Source organism: Paenibacillus sp. FW126-R14 (assembly GCF_058789495.1).
Genome location: NZ_JBYTBS010000021.1, coordinates 45,161 through 64,749 on the forward strand (window position 1 = coordinate 45,161; position 19,589 = coordinate 64,749).

A 19,589-nucleotide genomic window follows, 5' to 3' on the forward strand; every position below is an offset into this window, starting at 1 on the left:
GTTCGCAATAAGGTAGTCAATCTGCGACAAGATGCGAAGGAGCTAAATATGCTACATTGGTAACGTGTTCAATTATTGAATCTGATAGGAAAAAGGTGAGTATGCATGGAGAAAGTTAGGATTGGTATTATCGGTCTGGGCAATATGGGAACCGGACATGCCAAATATTTGGTTAACAACGAAGTAAAAGGCGCCGAGTTAACGGCTATTTGCGAGTTCAGAACGGATCGTTTGGAGTGGGCAAAGGAAAACTTGGGTGAAGGTGTCCAATTATTTGACAATCTCGATACATTCCTGAACTCAGGCGTCATTGATAGTGTACTGATTGCGACTCCACACTACGATCACCCTGAAACGGCGATCAAAGCATTTAAAGCCGGGCTCCACGTATTGTGCGAGAAGCCTGCGGGCGTTTACACAAAACAAGTTCGTCAAATGAATGAAGCCGCTCAAGCTTCAGGCAAAGTATTCAGCATGATGTACAATCAGCGTACGAACCCTTTATATACAAAATTGAAAGATCTGGTTTCCTCCGGGGAGCTTGGCGAAATTCGCAGAACGAACTGGATTATTACGAACTGGTACAGATCCCAAAGCTACTACGATTCAGGCGGCTGGCGTGCAACTTGGTCCGGTGAAGGCGGAGGCGTACTCATTAACCAAGATCCGCATCAACTCGACTTGTGGCAGTGGACGATCGATATGATGCCGAAACGCGTTCGCGCGTTCTGTTATTTCGGCAAGCACCGCAATATCGAAGTTGAGGACGATGTAACGGCATTCGTCGAATACGAGAACGGAGCGACTGGGTTGTTTGTTACAACGACAGGGGAAGCGCCGGGAACGAACCGTTTCGAGATTTCCGGGGACCGCGGTAAAATTGTCATCGAAGACGGTAAGCTCACATTCTGGCGTTTGCGCGTTTCCGAAAGAGAATTCAACGCAACGTTCAAAGGCGGATTCGGCCAACCGGAGTGCTGGAAAATCGACATTCCGATCGAAGGCAAGGAAACAAGCCACATGGGGATTACGCAAAACTTTGTAGATGCGATTCTGCATGGCACTCCGCTCGTTGCTCCAGGGGAAGAAGGCATCAAGGGCTTAATGCTGTCCAATGCGATGCTGTTATCCACATGGACGGACAACTGGGTTGATCTGCCGATTGACGAAGAGCTTTTCGAACAGCATTTACAGGATAAAATCAAAAATTCCACCGTTCAGAAGGAAGCTGGATTTAAGACATTTGACGTTTCGGCTTCAAGATAAATCAATCTCAATGGAGAGATCGCGGAGGAATTCGGATATGCAAAAAAGCGATGGAATGAATTACGCACCAAAAGGAAAGCCGAACATCGTCGTGCAAAAAGGTGAGTTTGTTTTCGCAGCTATTGCGCTGGATCATGGTCATATCTTTGGCATGTGCAATGGTCTATTGGAAGCTGGAGCGGAGCTGAAATGGGTCTACGACCAAGATCCTGCGAAGGTCTCGGCTTTCATAGAGAAATATCCGCAGGCGAAAGCGGCTTCTTCGGAGCAAGAAATTTTTGACGACGCGGAAGTCAAGCTGATTGCCGCAGCCGCTGTCCCGTCAGAGCGCGGACCGCTCGGCATCCGGGCGATGGAGCACGGCAAAGACTACTTTACGGACAAAACTCCCTTCACGTCGCTGGAGCAGCTTGCCGCTGCCAAAGCGAAGGTGGAAGAGACAGGCCGCAAATATGCCGTTTACTACAGTGAACGTCTGCACGTAGAGAGCGCTGTATTTGCCGGGCAGCTGATTGAAGAGGGAGCTATCGGCCGGGTTGTTCAGGTTATGGGACTTGGGCCGCACAGACTGAATGCATCCAGCCGACCGGACTGGTTCTTCGAAAAAGATAAGTATGGCGGTATATTGTGCGATATCGGCTCTCATCAGATCGAACAATTTCTGCATTATGCAGGCTGTAAAGACGCCACCGTTATGAGCAGTAAAGTGGCGAATTACCATGCGAAGGATTATCCGGAGCTGGAGGATTTCGGTGACGCTACCTTGGTTGGAGACAACGGGGCAACAAACTACTTCCGTGTGGACTGGCTGACACCGAGCGGTCTGGGAACATGGGGCGACGGACGCACGCTGATCCTCGGTACAGAAGGATACATCGAACTCCGTAAATACATTGACATTGCGCGCGATCCGCAAGGAGATCAGCTGTATCTGGTCAATCAGCAAGGGGAGAAACACTACAGTCTTCATGGACAAGTAGGCTTTCCTTTCTTCGGTCAGTTGATCCTTGATTGTATTCACCGGACGGAGAATGCCATGACGCAGGCGCATACGTTCAAAGCGGCAGAGCTCTGCCTGCTTGCTCAGGAAAAAGCCATTCGCGTTGAATAAATTTGATTACAATAAATTTCTTTATTCGGGTAGTCCGGCGGTCGTCGCCGGGCTGCCCGTTTTGCGTTTGCGCCGTTAAAACGGACGTGCCCAACAGGTTTAAATCCGGTGCTTTCCTTTCATACTAGAGAAAAAGGAGGTGGCACCCCATGCATGGAGATTCTACCCGTCCTCTGATCGTTCAGAGCGATTTGTCAGTTCTGCTGGAAACGAATCATCCTGAATTCGAATCCGTCCGCGGAACCTTGTCCCGTTTCGCCGATCTCGTCAAAAGCCCGGAGCATCTTCACACATACCGGATTACGCCGTTATCGCTTTGGAATGCAGCCGCCGCCGGCATGCCCGTTGAACAGATGTCAGCTTGCTTGCAGCAAAATGCCAAATTCGGCGTACCTCCCTCCGTGCTCAGCGGCATTCGGAAATATGCGAACCGATATGGGATTTTGCGCATGGAAAACGTCGGAAACGAGCTGTATCTCGTCAGCGACGATACGGTCATATTGAAAGAGATTCGTGCGTATGAGTCGCTGAAAAAATATTTGGAAGACACCCGCGGCGAGCGGGCTATTGCCGTTTCACCGGCATTTCGCGGCTTGTTGAAGCAGGAGCTGATCAAGCTGGGATATCCGGTTGAAGATTTAGCGGCCTGCCGGAGCGGCGAATTTCTTCCTATCCGGCTGCGGAATGAGGATACGGCGGAAGAACCTTTTCAGCTGCGCGACTATCAAAAGAGTGCTGTGGATGCGTTCCACCGCATCGGAGAAGGAGGAAGCGGCGTGCTTGTGCTCCCGTGCGGAGCCGGGAAAACCGTGATCGGCATCGCCGCAATGGCGAGATGCTCCTGCGCAACTTTGATTCTTACTTCGAATGTCACATCCGTGAAGCAGTGGAAGCGGGAAATTTTGAGCAAAACAGGCCTCGGAGAAGATCAGGTAGGCGAATATAACGGCGCAACGAAGGATGTACGGCCGATCACAATCGCCACGTACCAAATCCTGACGCATCGCGGCAGAAAGGGAGACGACTTCGCTCATATGCGATTGTTCAGCGAGAGAGATTGGGGGCTGATCATCTATGATGAGGTGCATCTTCTCCCTGCTCCTGTCTTTCGGGCCACCGCGGACATTCAAGCAACCCGCAGACTCGGTTTAACCGCTACGTTAATCAGGGAAGACGGTAGAGAGGGAGAAGTGTTCTCTCTGGTAGGGCCGAAAAAGTTCGATATGGCCTGGAAGGAACTGGAGTCGAAAGGCTGGATTGCCAAGGTCGCCTGTCAGGAAGTGCGCGTCGATCTGTCCGAGAGCGATCGCGATCTTTACGGTGCCTCCGGCGCCAGACAGCAGTTCCGGATTGCCGGGGAGAATACGGCCAAGCAAGAAGTGATTGACCGTCTGCTGCAGCGTCATGCCAATGAACAAACGCTTATTATCGGTCAATATATCGATCAATTGGAACGGATTGCCGCTCATACCGGTGCCCCGATGATCAGCGGCTCGATGCTGTATGAACGACGGGAAGAGTTGTACAAACAATTTAAAAAGGGGGAGCTGCCGCTGCTTATCGTCTCCAAAGTCGCTAATTTTGCGGTGGATTTGCCGGATGCCGCAGTCGCGATTCAGGTGTCGGGCAGCTATGGCTCACGCCAAGAAGAAGCGCAGCGGCTGGGGCGTATTCTTCGCCCGAAGAGCAGCGGCTCCAACGCTGCCGTATTTTATTCGATCATCAGCGCGGATACGAAGGAACAGGATTTTGCCATGAAGCGCCAGCTGTTTCTGGTTGAGCAAGGCTATGAATACCGCATCACAAGGTGGAGTCCCGAGAAGACAGCTCATAAAGGAGAACAGCATGAGGTATGAAACAGTCGTACATAGAATGCCGGAAGATGTGAAAAAGCTTATTTCCAGCCAGCCTTGGTGCTCCTCATACATCAAAGACGGGGTTTCATTGTCTGATTTGCTGACGGATCGAAAATATCTGATAAGACTGCTTTCCCAGCTGTCCGTGGATGAAAAAAATACGCTCCGCCTCATTCTTGCTGCGTTCGGCTGTGAATCGTTCACACGCGAGGCGCTCGAGAAGCAAGCGGGCCTTCGCATGGCCGGCGCACAAGCTGCTGCTGGCCTCATAGGCCTTAGGCGGACAGGCGTTATTGCCGCTTTTCGCAAAGCATGGGGGGAGGGGCTCTTTGTACTGCCGGAGGATGCGTTTGCCTCTTGGCAGGAGCTTCTGTTCCCCTCGGTAAAACTGGCGACTATCGAAGATGAAAGTGCTCTGGCATTGCTGCCGGCGGGGGCTACCGATCTGAGCGGCGCCGATCAGGATGCCGCTCCGGTTCATCCGAGAGGTCTTGCACAGCAGCTGTTTCACTTTCTTGCCGCGTGTTCTCAGCAGCCTTCTCTCCCGTTAACGAACAAGGGAACTTTGCATAAAAAGCAGCTTGCCAAGCTTACCCAGCACCTATCACTGCCTGATGACCTGCTGCGCTCCTCGGGGATTGCGTATGCTTTCAGAGATCAGTACGATGACGGCACGGTGCTCATGCTCGAATTGGCGATTCGGATGGGCTTTCTTACAGGAAGCGGCGAGCAGCTCTTCTTCAATAAGAAAGCCTGCAAGAATTGGCTTGAGGGCCCTTATGAGAGGCAGCAGGCGCAGCTTTACAGCGTTTGGCGCCAGTTGGTGCTTCCCGCACCTGTCTGGCTGCAGCATGGCATCACGTGGATGGAGAAGGCGGAGGCCGGTCAGTGGTACAGCGTCGACGATATTTCGAGAGGGATCTTGACCTGCTGCTCCCGGGGGGCTCAGGCCAATGAAGCGGAGTCGCTCCGCCAGGCGTTCCTGAACGCCTGGATTCTCCCGCTGTCGCTCTTCCGCTTTGTAGAGCTCGCTGCCGATCCCGATGGCGGTGCCTGGTTCCGATGGCTGTTCTCGCCGGGCGGTGAAGGTGAATTTGGCCTAATTCGTGCAAGCTCAGTGGAATTGCAAGCAAAGGCGCCTTCTTTCTATGTGCAGCCGGATTTTGAAATCCTGTTGCTTCCGGATGCAGGACTTCGTACGGAATGGGATATCGCTGCGTTCGCCGACCTTCAGCAGTCGGATCATGTGCGCACCTACCGTTTGACCAAAGAAAGCTTTTATCGAGCCTGGGAACAGGGACAAAGCGGTGAAGAGATCATTCGGATACTGCAAGAGAAAGCTTATTACGAAGTTCCGGAGCCCGTCATTCAAACGATGCGGCAATGGGGCGAACAGGCGGGCAAGGTGCATATTGAACAAGTAACGCTGCTTCGCTGCAGTTCGATTGAAATTGCGGATGCCCTGCTCAGAAACGAGAAATGCCAGCCGTTTCTTAAGGAACGTGTCGGCGGGGCTGATTTTATCGTGCCCAAAGATCAGTTGTCCCAGCTTATGAAGTGTCTAGAGAATATGGGCTATAACCCTAGAAGCAGCCGCAAGGAGGCTGACGATCCCGCTGCCGAATCGGAGCATCTTATGGGGACTCAGACACAGGGTTTATGCTATTCCAGGGATTCTATCCAGCTGTATGAGATGGATCCCGAGCTGCCGGAGCAAGGCGATTTGTACCCGGACATGGGGAATATCCCGGTAAGCTGGCTTCAAGATTTCCGGTCCTACCACGGTTCTACGCGCAAAGAAATGATTCGCAAGGCGATTGAGTGGAAAAGCTGCCTGCAGCTGCGTAAAGAAGGGCAGAGCCGCGTTATTATTCCCCGCACTTTGCGGGAAGAACGGTCAGGCTGGATACTGGAAGGATTGGAAGAGCATAGGGAGATTTCCTTGTCCGGTGACGACTGGGAGGAAATGAAGCTGATTTTACCGGGTATTAATGACGAAGGCGTTTATAAATAAGCTCTAAGAGAAAAGGAAGAAACTCTGCAGGAACTGTGGTATAGTAGAGATGTTGGATACTCTTTAAGAGGAAGGAAGTTGAACATAGGTATGTTACAGACAATGGAAGCAGAAACGATTGATATGTCGGCCGTTCTTATGCAGGCCTATGACATGGGTGACATGATTAATTCCTCTGCTGAAGTGGCAGATTATTTATATTGGAAGAACGCTGTTGAGAACAGCGATGAAGTGAAAGAGCTGAAGGCCGTCTTCGCCCGAAAGAAAGACGCATTCGAGGAATGCGAGCGCTTTGGTCACTATCACCCAAGCTATCATGAAGCGTTGGCTGCTGTTAACGACATTCAGGACAAGCTGCACGGCGTTGAGGCTGTTCGCAAATTCAAAGAAGCGGAGGATCGGTTGGACGACCTGCTGTTCACGGTGTCCACGACGATCGCTCACGCCGTTTCTGAATCTATTAAAGTTCCGAGCAATAACCCGCTTCCAACCGGCAAAGGATGTTCATCCGGCGGAAGCTGCAGCGGCAATTGCGGTTAACTCCTGCTATAGCTGGAAATCGGGGCGGATGATTCCGACCTCGGTTCCTTGCCAGTTATGAACGGTTGGCGTATGGAAAGCGGCAAGCTCGCTGACTTCGGGCGCCGAAAGCAGATTCAACTGCTTCAGCGCTTCAATAACAGCGGGATACAGTGCGCGCTGATTACCGTCCTCAATCTTCAGCACAAAGCCCAATCCCTGTTCCGGAACCGCTAGTGCGAAGATGCCCTCAGCTCCCATTTTGCCGACGATTCGGCCTTGCGTCACTTTGATTAAGTGCGTATCGAAGCGATCGTGCCCTGCGAGGAAATGAGGATATTTTCGCACCGCGGCAACGATTCTCTGGCAAGCGTTTGCACGGGCAGCGGGCAGTCCTTCCGGGCTTCCCAGTCTGGCGAAGGCAAGAGCCAGATTAGGTATCGGCATGCCGAACACAGGCACTCCGCAGCCGTCGATCCCGAGCTCCATTTGCGACTTAGGGATGTCGGACATCGCGCACACCGCTTCGAGCATGAGCTGCTGTACGGGATGCTGAAGGCTCATGTACGTATCTGGCGAAGCGCCGAGGTGCGCACATAGCGCCAGCATGCCTGAGTGCTTGCCCGAGCAATTGTTATGCAGCGTGGTCGGCACTTCACCCCGTTCGCGCATCGCCTGTGCGGTAGGCGCGTGATAGGGCTCGTGAGCGCCGCACTGCAGGTGCCCGCGATCGAAACCAAGCTTGCCCAAGATGCTTCGGGCGGCGTTGACGTGATCGGCTTCCCCGTTATGGGAAGCGCAGCACAGCGCAATTTCGGCATCTCCGAGGCCGAAACGATCAGCCGCGCCGGATTCAATGACCGGCAGCGCTTGTATGAGCTTCGCCGTCGAACGGGCGAAGGTAAGAAATTGCGGGTCGCCTGCCCCGTGCAGCAGCGCCCCTTGGGCGTTAACCAGCGCGAGATGGACGCGGTGAATACTTTCCGTTATGTTCCCGCGATACACGCGGACAATGGTGTTGGAAGGCTTCATGTAGAGAGATCACTCCATAACTAGTATTATTGAAAAGAGGTAGCAATCATGATGATTGAGCGTAGCGGGTTGATCATTTGGGTCAACGATATCAAAGCCGCCAGAAACTTGGAACGGTTCGGATCACTTCATTACATATCCAAGAAAATGAATTATGCAGTTCTTTATATACATGCAAGCAAAGTTGAGGAGACGACTCGAAGCTTACTCAAGCTGCCCTACGTCAAAAAAGTCGAGAAGTCTTACCGCAACGAAATCAAAACCGAATACAGTAGTGATGTGCCGGACAAAACTAGATTTTACACCCTTTGAGGCTGCAGTGCAAAACGAAAGCTTCGAAAGAAGCTTTTTTATTTTTTTGAATTTTTAGATAATAAGCATTTTTTCATGATTTCACAAATATTTATTAATAATTTTATATATTCTTCCATGGGAAAAAAAGTTATAATCAAGTAAAGTATAACTTACATACAGTTAGGGAATAGGTACACGGTCTCATTTTAGTAGGAAAGGGGTTGTGATCATGAAAGACAAGGTAATGGGGAGATGGAGTACTTATGAACCATTCTTCGTACAGCTGGGCGATAAGAAAGTGGCGGATGTCGTGATCACGAATCATGCCAAGCTGAGATGGACTGATCGTGTTTCCAGCGAAAACAATTCACTCGAGGACATCTGTGCTTTTCTATGGGAAAAGCTTAAAAACGATAGCGTCGTCTCTTATTATCGCAATGAAGAAGACGTATATCTGATTGATGACGACCTTGTTGTCGTTGCCGAGTTTTCTCAATTGGAGCATGAAACGGATTTGGTCGGCAACCCGCTGCACAAGATGATCATCGTCACTTTCCTCGGGCGAATGTCCGAAACGATGGAACTCCGCGATTTGAAATCATATTATTCTTGGCTTAGACACTCGCGTCGCATGACGCTGATCAAGAACAGCCGTAAGCGTCGTTAAACGAATAATGGGCTAGGTAAAGAGTGTGTCGGTTGCGGCATGCTCTTTTTTATGCCCTGAATGGACTGTCTGCGTTCAATTTCATATAATGGTAGCAAAGAGAGGCGGGTTTTCATGGCACTTAATTTTCATCAACTCCATATTTTTTATACCGTTGCGGAGAAAGGCAGTTTCTCTCATGCAGCCGGAGCTCTGCATATGACACAGCCTGCCGTAACGATGCAGGTTCAATCCCTTGAGGATTATTTCGGCGTGAAGCTGTTTCACCGCAGTACGAAGAAGATTGAGCTTTCCGAAGCGGGACGGGCATTGATGCCGTTTGCCAAGAACAGCATTGAGCTTATCCGCGAAACGGACGTTGCAATGTCCAAATTTACCAAAATGATTGAAGGGCGGCTGCAGTTGGGAGCAAGCTTAACGATGGGCGAATATATATTGCCCCGTCTGCTCGGTCCTTTCAGCAAGGATTACCCGAACATTTCGGTTTCCATGAAGGTGATGAACACGACGCAGATCCTTGATGAAGTTCTCGGCCATCAGCTGAACTTCGGGCTGGTTGAGGCGCCGATTCATCATCCGGATGTTCATACGGAAGCTATTCTGAGCGATGAACTTATGCTGATCGTGCCTGCCGATCATCCGCTTGCGGACATGGACGTCGTTACGCTCGAAGAGGTGCTGAAATATCCGTTCGTTCTTCGTGAGCAAGGCTCCGGGACAAGAAGAGTGATGGAAGAGGAGTTTGCCCGCTGCAACATGGATTGCTCCTCGATGAAGATTGTCATGGAGCTTGGCAGCACAGGGGCCATCAAATCGGCCGTTGAAGCCGGACTGGGCATCTCCATCCTGTCGCAGTCTTCCGTTAAGCATGAAGTGACGCTAGGCTTGTTTAAAGTGAAGGCGATTGAGAACATTAGGTTCGAGCGCAGCTTCTATGCGATTTATTTGAATTCTACGCTGCTTCCTATATCTGCTGTAAGCTTTATGACCTTTTTGCGGCAAGAAGATTTGAGCCGTTTCCTTTAAAGAATATGATTTTCGGTGAAAACAAGGGGGAGCAGAAATGACAGCAAAACGGGAAGCGGATTTGCATACGCATACGACAGCTTCAGACGGCACGCAGCGGCCTGCTGCTAACGTTCAAATGGCCTATGACGCAGGGCTGGGGGCAATTGCCATCACCGATCATGATACCGTTTCAGGGGTGGCCGAGGCGCTTGAGGAAGGTCTCAAACTGGGGATTGAAGTCGTGCCCGGGGTCGAGATTTCAACGGTCCAAGGCGGACAGGATATTCATGTGCTCGGTTACTATATACAAATTGATGACGAGCTGTTTCTTCAAAGATTGGCGTCACTGCGCGACACGCGAAACGCTCGTAATGACATGATCATTGAACGTTTGCAGCAGCTCGGCATGGAAATTACGATGGACGACGTGCTGAAGGAAGTGGCGAACGTTAAACGGAAAGGCGATACCGTCGGAAGACCGCATATTGCGGCGGTACTTCTTAATAAAGGCTATGTTTCGTCGATCAGCGAGGCATTTGACAAGTATTTGGGCACGGGAGCCGCCGCCTATGCGAATCCGCCGCGCATCACGCCGGAAACGGCCATTCAGTGGATTCATGAGGCAGGCGGAAAGGCCGTGCTCGCTCATCCCGGCATTTACCATGACGATGCGCTCGTAGAGGCTATTACTTTGCAGGGACTGGACGGTATTGAGGTGTATCATTCCGATCACACGCCGGAAGACGAGGCCAGATATCTTGAACTCGCTCAGCGTACAGGACTTCTCATCACGGCAGGCTCCGATTTCCATGGCGAACGGGGCGGCGTTGTGTTTCATGCGCCTATCGGTTCGAAGCGAATAGGGACCGACGTGCTGCGCAGCCTACAAACAGAGAAGGAGCAGCGCCCTTGAAGAAGATTCGCAAAGCCATTATTCCTGCAGCCGGTTTAGGGACGCGGTTCCTGCCAGCCACCAAAGCACAGCCGAAAGAAATGCTGCCGATCGTTGATAAGCCCGCTATTCAATACATCGTGGAAGAAGCGATTGAATCCGGGATCGAGGATATCATTATCGTAACGGGCCGCAACAAGCGTGCCATTGAGGATCATTTTGACAAATCTTTTGAGCTGGAAATGATGCTGGAGGAAAAAGGCAGCACACAACTGCTGAACATTGTGCAGTCCGTCTCCAACCTGGCCGATGTCCATTATATCCGGCAAAAGCAGCCCCTGGGGCTCGGACATGCCATTCTGTGCGCGCGCAAATTTATTGGCGATGAGCCCTTCGCGGTCCTGCTCGGCGATGACATTCTCCAGTCTTCGCCGCCGGGACTCAAACAAATGATGGACATTTACGAACAGACCGAATCGTCCGTTATCGCTGTCCAAGAAGTGCCTTGGGAAGATGTGAGCAAGTATGGGATCGTCTCCCCATCGACGAGCGGCGGCAGCTACCGCTTAATTGATGATTTGGTGGAGAAGCCTGACCGCGACCAAGCGCCTTCGAACTTGGCGGTGATTGGCCGCTATATTATCATGCCGGAAATATTCGGGATTCTGGAGCGCCAGGAGCCTGGCCGCGGCGGGGAAATTCAGTTGACGGACGCCCTCCGGGTGCTCAACAAGGAGCAGCAGATGGCCGCTTATTTGATGCAAGCGAACCGCTACGACGTCGGGGATAAGCTGGGGTACATCGAAGCTACCATTGAGCTTGCCTTGCAGCGTCCGGATTTGCAGAAACAAGTGAAATCGTATCTTTTATCTCTGATTCGGAAGTTGGAATCCGAATAGCGGCTTGCCCGGAATAGCTGGACAATCTCCCTCTAAATGGTTGGAAAAGGACCGCGTTGGGAGAATAGCTGGAAAACCTCCCGTTCATTTGACCAGATTTCGTAGATTCTCATGAAATCGGCGCAAGTAGCGGGAGGTTTTCCAGTTAATTGCATATGACAAGCTTCTGCTCTCTAAATTAGAGGGAACTTTTCCCTTATTTTGACCATGGAAGCACAAAGGCTGTCCCCCAAGTAGAATCTACCGGGGACAGCCTATTTTCTTATTTAATCGTTACTTTCATCTGCTTGATTTCATGTTCGTCCGGCGTTACAAACAGCGTTTTCTGATTGACATAGATGACGAATCCGGGCTTGGAGCCATTCGGCTTGTGAACGTGCTTGATCGTTGTATAGTCGACAGGGACTTGGCTGGAATGCTTGGCTTGGCTGAAATAGGCGGCTAGCTGCGCAGCTTCCCGCAGCGTAGTTTCGGAATAGCTGTCGCCCCGGATCACAACGTGAGAGCCTGGAATATCTTTCGTATGCAGCCAAGTATCGGAAGAAGAGGCGAGCCGGTTCGTTAAAAATTCGTTCTGTGTATTGTTCTTACCGACATAAATCGGAATTTGTTCGCTGGACATATAGCAGGCCAGAGCGGGTTTATCCTTCTTTTTCTTCATTTTACGCTGTTTTTTGTTGCGGTCGCGGATATAGCCCTGTTCCATAAGCTCGTCGCGGATTTCCTCAATATCGGTTAACGAAGCTACGCTTAGCTGCTGCAGCAGGGAGTTCAAGTACGTGATCTCCTGGCGGGTTTGTTCAATCTGCTCCTCGACGATGGCCGTGCTGTTTTTCATTTTTGTATATTTTTTAAAATAGCGCTGCGCATTCGCAGGCGGGCTCAGCAGCGGGTCCAAAGGAATTCGGATCAGAGCCTGATCTTCATCATAGTAGTTGACCGTTTCAAGCTCCGGGTCTCCCTTTTTAATCTCATGCAGGGAGGCGGTCAGCAGCTCGCCCAGAATTCGATATGTATCGGCATCTTTGGAATCATCGACGGTCTCCTGCAGCTTCTCCAGTTTTTTGACATTTTTATTGGATTCATTATGCAAAAAACGGAGCAAATCCGCCACGCGCTGCTTGACCGTATCCCGTTCTGCCTTGTCCCCGTAAAATGCCTCTAAGCAAGCGCTTGGCGCCGTGTATGCCGTGGATTCGCCTTCAATATGCGTAAGCGGCGTCATGGCAAAGAACAGTTTGCCGGTGCTTTGCTGCTCGGTAATGACGGGCTCGTCGCGATGCTCGCGCGCAGCCGTCATGATGCTGTCAAAGGCTTGCCATAGAGCCCCCAGGTCAACCTCTTGCCCGTTATCCCCGCCTTGGCGGCGGCTGCGATATACGATCTCCTTGGCAATCAAAGGACTTAATCCGCTGAAAGCGGCGACCAGCCTCTGCTCGGGTTTATCCGAGTTCGCAGATTCCTCCCCGACCGTCTGATCCATCGCCTGCCGGAAGGCTGTTTCATCCGCTTCAAGCGGATTTTGCTTGTTCTGCGCAGGCGGCGACACATATTTGCTCCCCGGCATCACAATCCGATAGGAGGAGATGGCAGGAGTTACGTGGTGAATGCCGTCCAGAATCGTGTCTGTATTCGGATCCAGCAGAATAATATTGCTGTGCCGGCCCATAATCTCCACGAGGATTTGTTTGGTGCTCATATCGCCTAATTCATCACGGTGCCGAATCTGCAGCCGGATGATGCGCTCCATGCCGATTTGTTCCACGGCTTCAATAACCCCGTTCTCGCAATGTTTGCGAAGCAGCATGCAGAACATAGGGGCATCCAGAGGATTCAAAGACGTTCCTTCCGTGAGCTGGACCCTGGGATAGGTGGGATTCGCTGAAAGCAGCAGCTTTACATTTTGCCCTTGCGCCCGGATTTGCAGAATGATGTCATTCTCGCTGGGCTGGTGAATTTTATTAATGCGGCCTCCTACACACGCTTGTAATTCATGAACAATCGCGTGCAAGACTAGTCCGTCTAAAGCCATGATACATACAACTCCATTCTAGGTTGAAAACTTTACTAATCTCTATGATGCCATACTTTTCACAAAAACTTAAGCGTTAGTCGCCGGGAAAGATGATTTCAGGGATATTTTCCGGCTTGTCTGAATACATTTACGTATGAGCGAGAGCCAAGATCAAGAGGGAAGTGGGAGGGAGAAGGGCGAATGAGTCAGAAAAAGTGGTACCAGTTGACATCGGAAGAAGTCCTGCAGCTACAGCAGGTGGACACGCAGCAAGGATTGCCCTGGGAAGAGGCTTGGAAGCGGCAGGGAGAAACGGGTCGCAATGAGCTTTCCGAAGGGAATCGCGTCTCTCCGATTACGCTGCTTTTGAATCAATTTAAAGATTTCATGGTGCTGGTTTTATTGGGGGCGACCCTGATATCCGGCTTGCTCGGCGAATATTTGGATGCCATTACAATCGTTGTCATCATTGTGATGAACGGCATTCTTGGCTTTACCCAGGAGTTTCGCGCCGAACGTTCGCTGCGCGCGCTTAAAGAATTATCCGCTCCTAACGCCAACGTCTGGAGGGAAGGGGCCGTTCATCAAATACCGGCCCGCGATCTGGTGCCGGGCGATATCATTTTACTTGAAAGCGGTGACCGGATTCCGGCGGACGTACGTTTCCTTGAGACGAACGGGGTCTATATCGAGGAGTCCGCGCTGACAGGCGAGTCTGTCGCAGTCGGCAAGCAAACGGCAGCGATTCCGCAGGAGGAAGTGCCGCTCGGGGATCAGCGAAATCTGGGCTTCATGGGAACGATGGTTTCACGAGGCACAGCCAAAGCTGTTGTCGTCCGAATCGGAATGAACACCGAGATGGGCAAAATTGCCGATTTGATTCAGAACACGGAATCGATGGAAACGCCGCTTCAGCACCGGTTGGAGCAGCTTGGGAAGATTTTGATTATCGTCGCCATCGCGCTGACCGTTCTTGTAGTCGTTGCAGGCATTATGCATGGACAACCGCCTTATGCGATGTTCCTCGCAGGAGTCAGCTTAGCGGTCGCTGCGATCCCCGAAGGGCTGCCGGCCATTGTGACGATTGCCCTCGCGCTTGGCGTCCAGCGGATGATCAAACGCAAAGCGATTGTAAGAAAGCTGCCTTCCGTCGAAACATTAGGATGCGCTTCGGTCATTTGCTCCGATAAAACAGGAACGCTTACACAGAACAAAATGACCGTCACTCACTTATGGATTAGCGGCGATGTGCTGGAAGTGACGGGAGACGGCTATGCGCCGGTCGGAGATATTCACATGGGCGGACACAGCGCCGACCCCGTCAAGAACCCTTCGCTAAGCAGGCTGCTTCATGTGTCCGTGCTTTGCAACAATGCCACCTTATATGAGGAAAAGCAGGAGCAGAAGCGGAAGAAAGGCAAGGACGCCAAAGAGAGCAGCGTCTCCGTTTGGAATATTAAGGGAGATCCGACCGAAGGGGCTTTAGTTGTTTTGAGCGCGAAGAGCGGCATTACACACGAATCGCTTCATGATAAGTACAAGCGGATCGCTGAATTTCCTTTTGACTCGGAACGCAAACGCATGTCTGTTCTCGTCGCTTCGGAAAGCGGACGCATGGCCTGCACGAAAGGAGCTCCCGACGTTCTGCTCCAGCATTGCAGCTACATTCTGTGGGACGGCAAAGTGATTCCGTTTACGTCTACGCTTAAGCAAAAAGTAATGGCTGCCAATGAAGGCATGGCCAGATCGGCCCTCCGGGTGCTCGGCATCGCCTATAAAGAGCTGAAAAGCACGGACCGCTACGACGATTATGAGGCCGTGGAAAACGGTTTGATTTTCATCGGGTTAACCGGGATGATCGATCCGCCTCGCAAAGAAGTGCGCGAAGCCATTTCCAAATGCCGCAAAGCAGGCATCAAAACGGTCATGATTACCGGCGACCATCAAACGACCGCAGAGGCGATTGCCAAGCAGCTCGGCATGATTCAAGGCAATGGAGTGAGCTTGAGCGGACAGCAGCTTGCGTCCATGTCGGACGAGGACCTCGAAGCTAAGGTGAACGATACTTACGTGTACGCGAGGGTATCCCCGGAGCATAAGCTGCGCATCGTCAAAGCCTTGCAGCGCAAAGGACATGTTGTCGCCATGACGGGGGACGGGGTGAACGATGCGCCGGCGATCAAAGCTGCGGATATCGGCATTGCCATGGGCATTACGGGGACGGATGTCTCCAAAGAAGCTTCTTCTTTGATTCTCAGCGACGACAATTTCTCCACGATCGTGGCAGCGATCGAAGAGGGGCGGGGAATTTACGAAAACATCCGCAAATTTATCCGGTATTTGCTTGCCTCCAACGTAGGCGAGATTATGACGATGTTTATCGCGATGATGGCGGGTCTGCCCTTGCCGCTTGTCCCGATTCAGATTCTGTGGGTGAACCTGGTAACCGACGGACTTCCTGCTATGGCGCTTGGCGTCGACCAGGCAGAGAAAGATTTGATGCAGCATAAGCCGCGCTCGGCGAAGGAAAATATTTTCGCAAGACGGCTCGGCTGGAAAATTATTTCCCGGGGGATACTCATTGGCGTTTGTACCTTGGCGGCTTTCTGGCTCGTGCTGCGGACGGATCCGTCGGATGCCGCTACGTTGTTGAAAGCGCAAAGCGTCGCCTTCGCTACGCTGGTTATGGCTCAACTGATCCACGTGTTCGACTGCCGCAGCTCGCGTTCGATTTTTCACCGCAATCCGCTGCAAAACCGTTATCTTGTGCTTGCCGTGCTTTCCTCGCTCGTGCTGATGCTGGCCGTTATGTATGTGGAAGCTCTTCAACCTATTTTCAAAACCGTGCCTCTTGGCTGGAAAGATTGGATTCTCGTTCTGATCGCGGCCGGCATCCCGACTTTTTTCATGGGGCTGGGCAGCGTGCTGTCGCCGAAGCGTACGAAAGGGGCGCGTCCGACTGCCTATCGCCCATCATCGAAAGCAAGCTTCCGGTAAGCTTGAATTTGAAGCTGTCTCACAGGGTCATATGGACCTGTGGGGCAGTTTTTTGTGCGCTTGGGAACCAGAGCCAAAATGTAAGATTAACGCAAAAAACGGGAGAAAGGGCTATGCATTCACGCCTATTTACGCTATGATATTGGCTAAAACACACATTTGGAGTGCTGAACACAATGAAATTTACAAAATTGCATGGGTTAGGCAACGACTTTATTGTCATAGCTGGTGAAAAAGAGCTTCCTGCCGGCGTGGATCAGCTTGCGATCCGGTTGTGCAATCGATTTTTTGGCATTGGCGCCGACGGCTTAGTATATATTCTTCCTTCCGAGAAGGCGGATTTCAAAATGCGCATTATTAACTCCGACGGGTCTGAGCCTGAGCAATGCGGCAATGCGATTCGTTGTGTGTCTAAATATGTTTACGATCACAAACTCACTGAATCGACGGAGATTACGGTTGAAACATTGGGCGCAGGGGTACAGAAGGTCCAACTGAATGTGCAAGACGGGAAAGTCGCCACGGTCCGGGTGGATATGGGCCAGCCGATTTTGCAAGGGCTTGAAGTGCCTACGACCGTAGATCAGGCCAAAGTCATCGATCATCCGATCGAAGTGGACGGCAGACAGTTTCGGTTTACGGCTGTATCAATGGGGAACCCGCATTGCGTGATTTACGTGGAGGATGCGGTCAACTTTGACCTTGCAACGTGGGGGCCGAAGCTGGAAGCGCACCCGATGTTCCCGCGCAAAATCAACGTAGAATTCGTTAGCGTGAGAAATCGCGCTTACACCGATATGCGCGTGTGGGAGCGGGGCGCAGGTCCTACGCTTGCTTGCGGGACCGGGGCTTGTGCGACGCTCGTGTCTTCCGTATTAAACGGGCTTACCGACCGCCAGGCTACGGTTTCGCTAAAAGGCGGAGAGCTGTTCATCGAGTGGATTGAAGAAGATAATCACGTTTATATGACGGGACCTGCCGAAGAAGTGTATCAGGGGACGTTGGAGTAGCCACGAGATGCCACCTATCAGAATTATTGATAAACGCATATCTTAATATCTCCCATCATTTGTGATACAGTATAACTACATTTTTTTAGTAAGCGGGGAGATTATGATGAAACTGGATCTTCGAGCGGCGCTGCAGCGGGACATTTTGACCGGTGACGGCGCTATGGGGACTTATTTATATCAAATGGGATTTCCTGTGGGCATTTCTTATGAAGAACTGAATTTGCTCAGACCGGAAACGGTCGCCGATGTGCACCGCCGTTATTTCGAGGCAGGTGCTCGTCTTATTGAAACGAATACGTTCTCGGCCAACCGAGAAAAACTATCCAAATACGGGCTCGAAGGCGACGTTGAAGCGATTAATCGCGCCGGCGTCGAGCTTGCGAGGAAAGCTGTCGGAGAGGACGCTTATGTCGTCGGAGCCATCGGTTCGATCCGTGCCGGCAAGCGCAAAAATGTGCGCACGGCTGATGTCGAAGAATCGCTGCGCGAGCAGATTTCCATTCTGCTGGATTCGCCTGTCGACGGCTTGCTGCTGGAAACCTTCTACGATCTGGAAGAGCTGCAGCTGGCGCTGCGCATCATCCGCAGCATGAGCGAACTGCCGGTTATTTGCCAGTTTGCGAACGAAGGCACCGGCAGCACGCAGGACGGCGTACCGCTGCAGGAAGCTTTCCTGCGGCTGCAAGGCGATGGCGCCGACGTCATCGGCTTCAACTGCCGTGTCGGCCCGAACGGGATTCTCCGCTCGATGGAGAAGCTGTCTCCGCTGGCCGGCGTGCCGTTCTCCGCGTTCCCGAACGCGGGACTGCCCGACTACGTCGACGGCCAGTACACGTATGCGGCGACGCCGCAGTACTTCGCCGAAAGCGCGCTGCGCTTCGCTGACCTTGGCGCGCGCATCATCGGCGGCTGCTGCGGCACCACGCCGGAGCATATCGCCGCAGTCGCGAAGGCGCTGCAGGGCTACGTGCCGGCAGCGCCGGGCACGGCGGCCCCCGCGCGGAGCGTGCGCGTGCTGGAGCCTGCGCCGGCGATGCCTGCGCCGCCGGCTGGCAAACCTTCGCTGCTGGAAATCGTGAAGCAGCGCAAAACCGTCATCGTCGAGCTGGATCCCCCGCGGGATCTCGACATCGAGAAGTTTATGCAGGGCTCGAAGGCCCTGCAGGATGCGCACGTCGACGCCATCACCATGGCCGACAATTCGCTCGCGGTGACGCGCATGAGCAACCTGGCACTGGGCTACCTCGTGCAGGATAAGCTTGGCGCGCGTCCGCTGATTCATATCGCGTGCCGCGACCGCAACATGATTGGGACGCAGTCCCATCTCATGGGGCTTCACGCGCTGGGTATCGACCATGTGCTGGCCGTGACCGGCGATCCCGCCAAATTCGGCGATCTCCCCGGGTCCAGCTCGGTTTACGATCTGACCTCCTTCGAGATCATTCGGATGATCAAACAGCTGAACGAAGGAATCGCATTCTCCGGCAAGCCGCTGAAGCAGAAGGCTAACTTCGTGGTAGGAGCGGCTTTTAACCCGAATGTCAAGCATTTGGACAAGGCGGTTCAGCGTTTGGAACGCAAAATCGAGGCCGGCGCCGATTACATCATGACGCAGCCGGTGTACGACGCTAAGCTCATCGAACAAATTTATGAAGCGACCAAGCATTTGAATATACCGGTCTTCATCGGGATTGCGCCGCTCGCCAGCGGAGGGAACGCGGAATATTTGCACAATGAAGTGCCGGGCATCCGGTTGTCCGACGACGTTAGGGCGCGGATGAGCGGACTCAAGGGTCCGGAAGGCCGGGCGATGGGCGTGGAAATTGCCAAAGAGCTGCTGGATGCAGCGATGCCTTACTTCAACGGCATCTACCTGATGACCCCGTTTCTGGCGTATGAGATGTGCGTAGACTTGACAAAGTATGTGTGGGAAAAGTCGAATCGTCATGATTTCCACTTGTACCCACTTTCAAAATGAATTAAAATAGGGTAATGGATGTGATGAGG

15 protein-coding genes are annotated in these 19,589 nt (G+C 52.2%); 13 read left to right on the top strand and 2 right to left on the bottom strand.

The genetic code is table 11. From position 1 onward, the window contains the following. Nucleotides 1-105: 105 nt before the first annotated feature. The 5 genes from AC3WRW_RS15265 to AC3WRW_RS15285 all read left to right on the top strand — a co-directional run bounded on the left by AC3WRW_RS15265 (nucleotide 106) and on the right by AC3WRW_RS15285 (nucleotide 6,787). The gene (locus AC3WRW_RS15265) at nucleotides 106-1,266 is read left to right on the top strand and encodes a Gfo/Idh/MocA family protein (protein ID WP_492547163.1); all 1,161 of its coding nucleotides are present in this window, start codon (nucleotides 106-108) and stop codon (nucleotides 1,264-1,266) included. 37 nt (nucleotides 1,267-1,303) lie between these two features. Then, the gene (locus tag AC3WRW_RS15270; protein WP_492547164.1) at nucleotides 1,304-2,377 is read left to right on the top strand and encodes a Gfo/Idh/MocA family protein; all 1,074 of its coding nucleotides are present in this window, start codon (nucleotides 1,304-1,306) and stop codon (nucleotides 2,375-2,377) included. A 149-nt stretch (nucleotides 2,378-2,526) separates the two neighbouring features. Then, the gene (locus AC3WRW_RS15275) at nucleotides 2,527-4,233 is read left to right on the top strand and encodes a DNA repair helicase XPB (protein ID WP_492547165.1); all 1,707 of its coding nucleotides are present in this window, start codon (nucleotides 2,527-2,529) and stop codon (nucleotides 4,231-4,233) included. After that, nucleotides 4,223-6,247, top strand: a complete 2,025-nt coding sequence (locus AC3WRW_RS15280; RefSeq protein ID WP_492547166.1) for a helicase-associated domain-containing protein — start codon at nucleotides 4,223-4,225, stop codon at nucleotides 6,245-6,247. Before AC3WRW_RS15275 ends, AC3WRW_RS15280 begins: the two co-directional genes overlap by 11 nt. 90 nt (nucleotides 6,248-6,337) lie before the next feature. Then, the gene (locus AC3WRW_RS15285; RefSeq protein ID WP_492547167.1) at nucleotides 6,338-6,787 is read left to right on the top strand and encodes a YlbF/YmcA family competence regulator; all 450 of its coding nucleotides are present in this window, start codon (nucleotides 6,338-6,340) and stop codon (nucleotides 6,785-6,787) included. Between the two features lie 6 nt (nucleotides 6,788-6,793). On the opposite strand, the gene AC3WRW_RS15290 is transcribed toward AC3WRW_RS15285, so the two are convergent. Then, on the bottom strand, nucleotides 6,794-7,798 hold the full coding sequence (locus AC3WRW_RS15290) for an asparaginase (protein WP_492547168.1): 1,005 nt from the start codon (nucleotides 7,796-7,798) through the stop codon (nucleotides 6,794-6,796). 48 nt (nucleotides 7,799-7,846) lie between these two features. Between AC3WRW_RS15290 and AC3WRW_RS15295 the strand changes: the two genes are divergently transcribed. The 5 genes from AC3WRW_RS15295 to galU all read left to right on the top strand — a co-directional run bounded on the left by AC3WRW_RS15295 (nucleotide 7,847) and on the right by galU (nucleotide 11,558). Beyond that, entirely contained in the window at nucleotides 7,847-8,110 is a 264-nt protein-coding gene (locus tag AC3WRW_RS15295; protein WP_028558190.1) for a YlbG family protein, read from the top strand. A gap of 211 nt (nucleotides 8,111-8,321) precedes the next feature. Further along, on the top strand, nucleotides 8,322-8,759 hold the full coding sequence (locus tag AC3WRW_RS15300; protein ID WP_492547169.1) for a hypothetical protein: 438 nt from the start codon (nucleotides 8,322-8,324) through the stop codon (nucleotides 8,757-8,759). 114 nt (nucleotides 8,760-8,873) lie between these two features. Continuing rightward, nucleotides 8,874-9,785, top strand: a complete 912-nt coding sequence (locus AC3WRW_RS15305) for a selenium metabolism-associated LysR family transcriptional regulator (RefSeq protein WP_171686078.1) — start codon at nucleotides 8,874-8,876, stop codon at nucleotides 9,783-9,785. A 37-nt stretch (nucleotides 9,786-9,822) separates the two neighbouring features. Next, nucleotides 9,823-10,680, top strand: a complete 858-nt coding sequence (locus AC3WRW_RS15310) for a PHP domain-containing protein (protein WP_492547170.1) — start codon at nucleotides 9,823-9,825, stop codon at nucleotides 10,678-10,680. After that, complete coding sequence (gene galU, locus AC3WRW_RS15315; RefSeq protein ID WP_492547171.1) at nucleotides 10,677-11,558, top strand: UTP--glucose-1-phosphate uridylyltransferase GalU; 882 nt, start codon at nucleotides 10,677-10,679, stop codon at nucleotides 11,556-11,558. Before AC3WRW_RS15310 ends, galU begins: the two co-directional genes overlap by 4 nt. 262 nt (nucleotides 11,559-11,820) lie before the next feature. On the opposite strand, the gene AC3WRW_RS15320 is transcribed toward galU, so the two are convergent. Further along, complete coding sequence (locus tag AC3WRW_RS15320) at nucleotides 11,821-13,590, bottom strand: Rqc2 family fibronectin-binding protein (protein ID WP_492547172.1); 1,770 nt, start codon at nucleotides 13,588-13,590, stop codon at nucleotides 11,821-11,823. Between the two features lie 183 nt (nucleotides 13,591-13,773). On the opposite strand from AC3WRW_RS15320, the gene AC3WRW_RS15325 reads away from it, so the two are divergent. From AC3WRW_RS15325 to AC3WRW_RS15335, 3 genes are all read left to right on the top strand, one after another. Next, on the top strand, nucleotides 13,774-16,569 hold the full coding sequence (locus AC3WRW_RS15325; RefSeq protein ID WP_492547173.1) for a calcium-translocating P-type ATPase, SERCA-type: 2,796 nt from the start codon (nucleotides 13,774-13,776) through the stop codon (nucleotides 16,567-16,569). 176 nt (nucleotides 16,570-16,745) lie between these two features. Continuing rightward, on the top strand, nucleotides 16,746-17,579 hold the full coding sequence (gene dapF, locus AC3WRW_RS15330; RefSeq protein WP_492547174.1) for a diaminopimelate epimerase: 834 nt from the start codon (nucleotides 16,746-16,748) through the stop codon (nucleotides 17,577-17,579). Between the two features lie 106 nt (nucleotides 17,580-17,685). After that, on the top strand, nucleotides 17,686-19,560 hold the full coding sequence (locus AC3WRW_RS15335; RefSeq protein WP_492547175.1) for a bifunctional homocysteine S-methyltransferase/methylenetetrahydrofolate reductase: 1,875 nt from the start codon (nucleotides 17,686-17,688) through the stop codon (nucleotides 19,558-19,560). The last annotated feature ends 29 nt before the right edge of the window (nucleotides 19,561-19,589 follow it).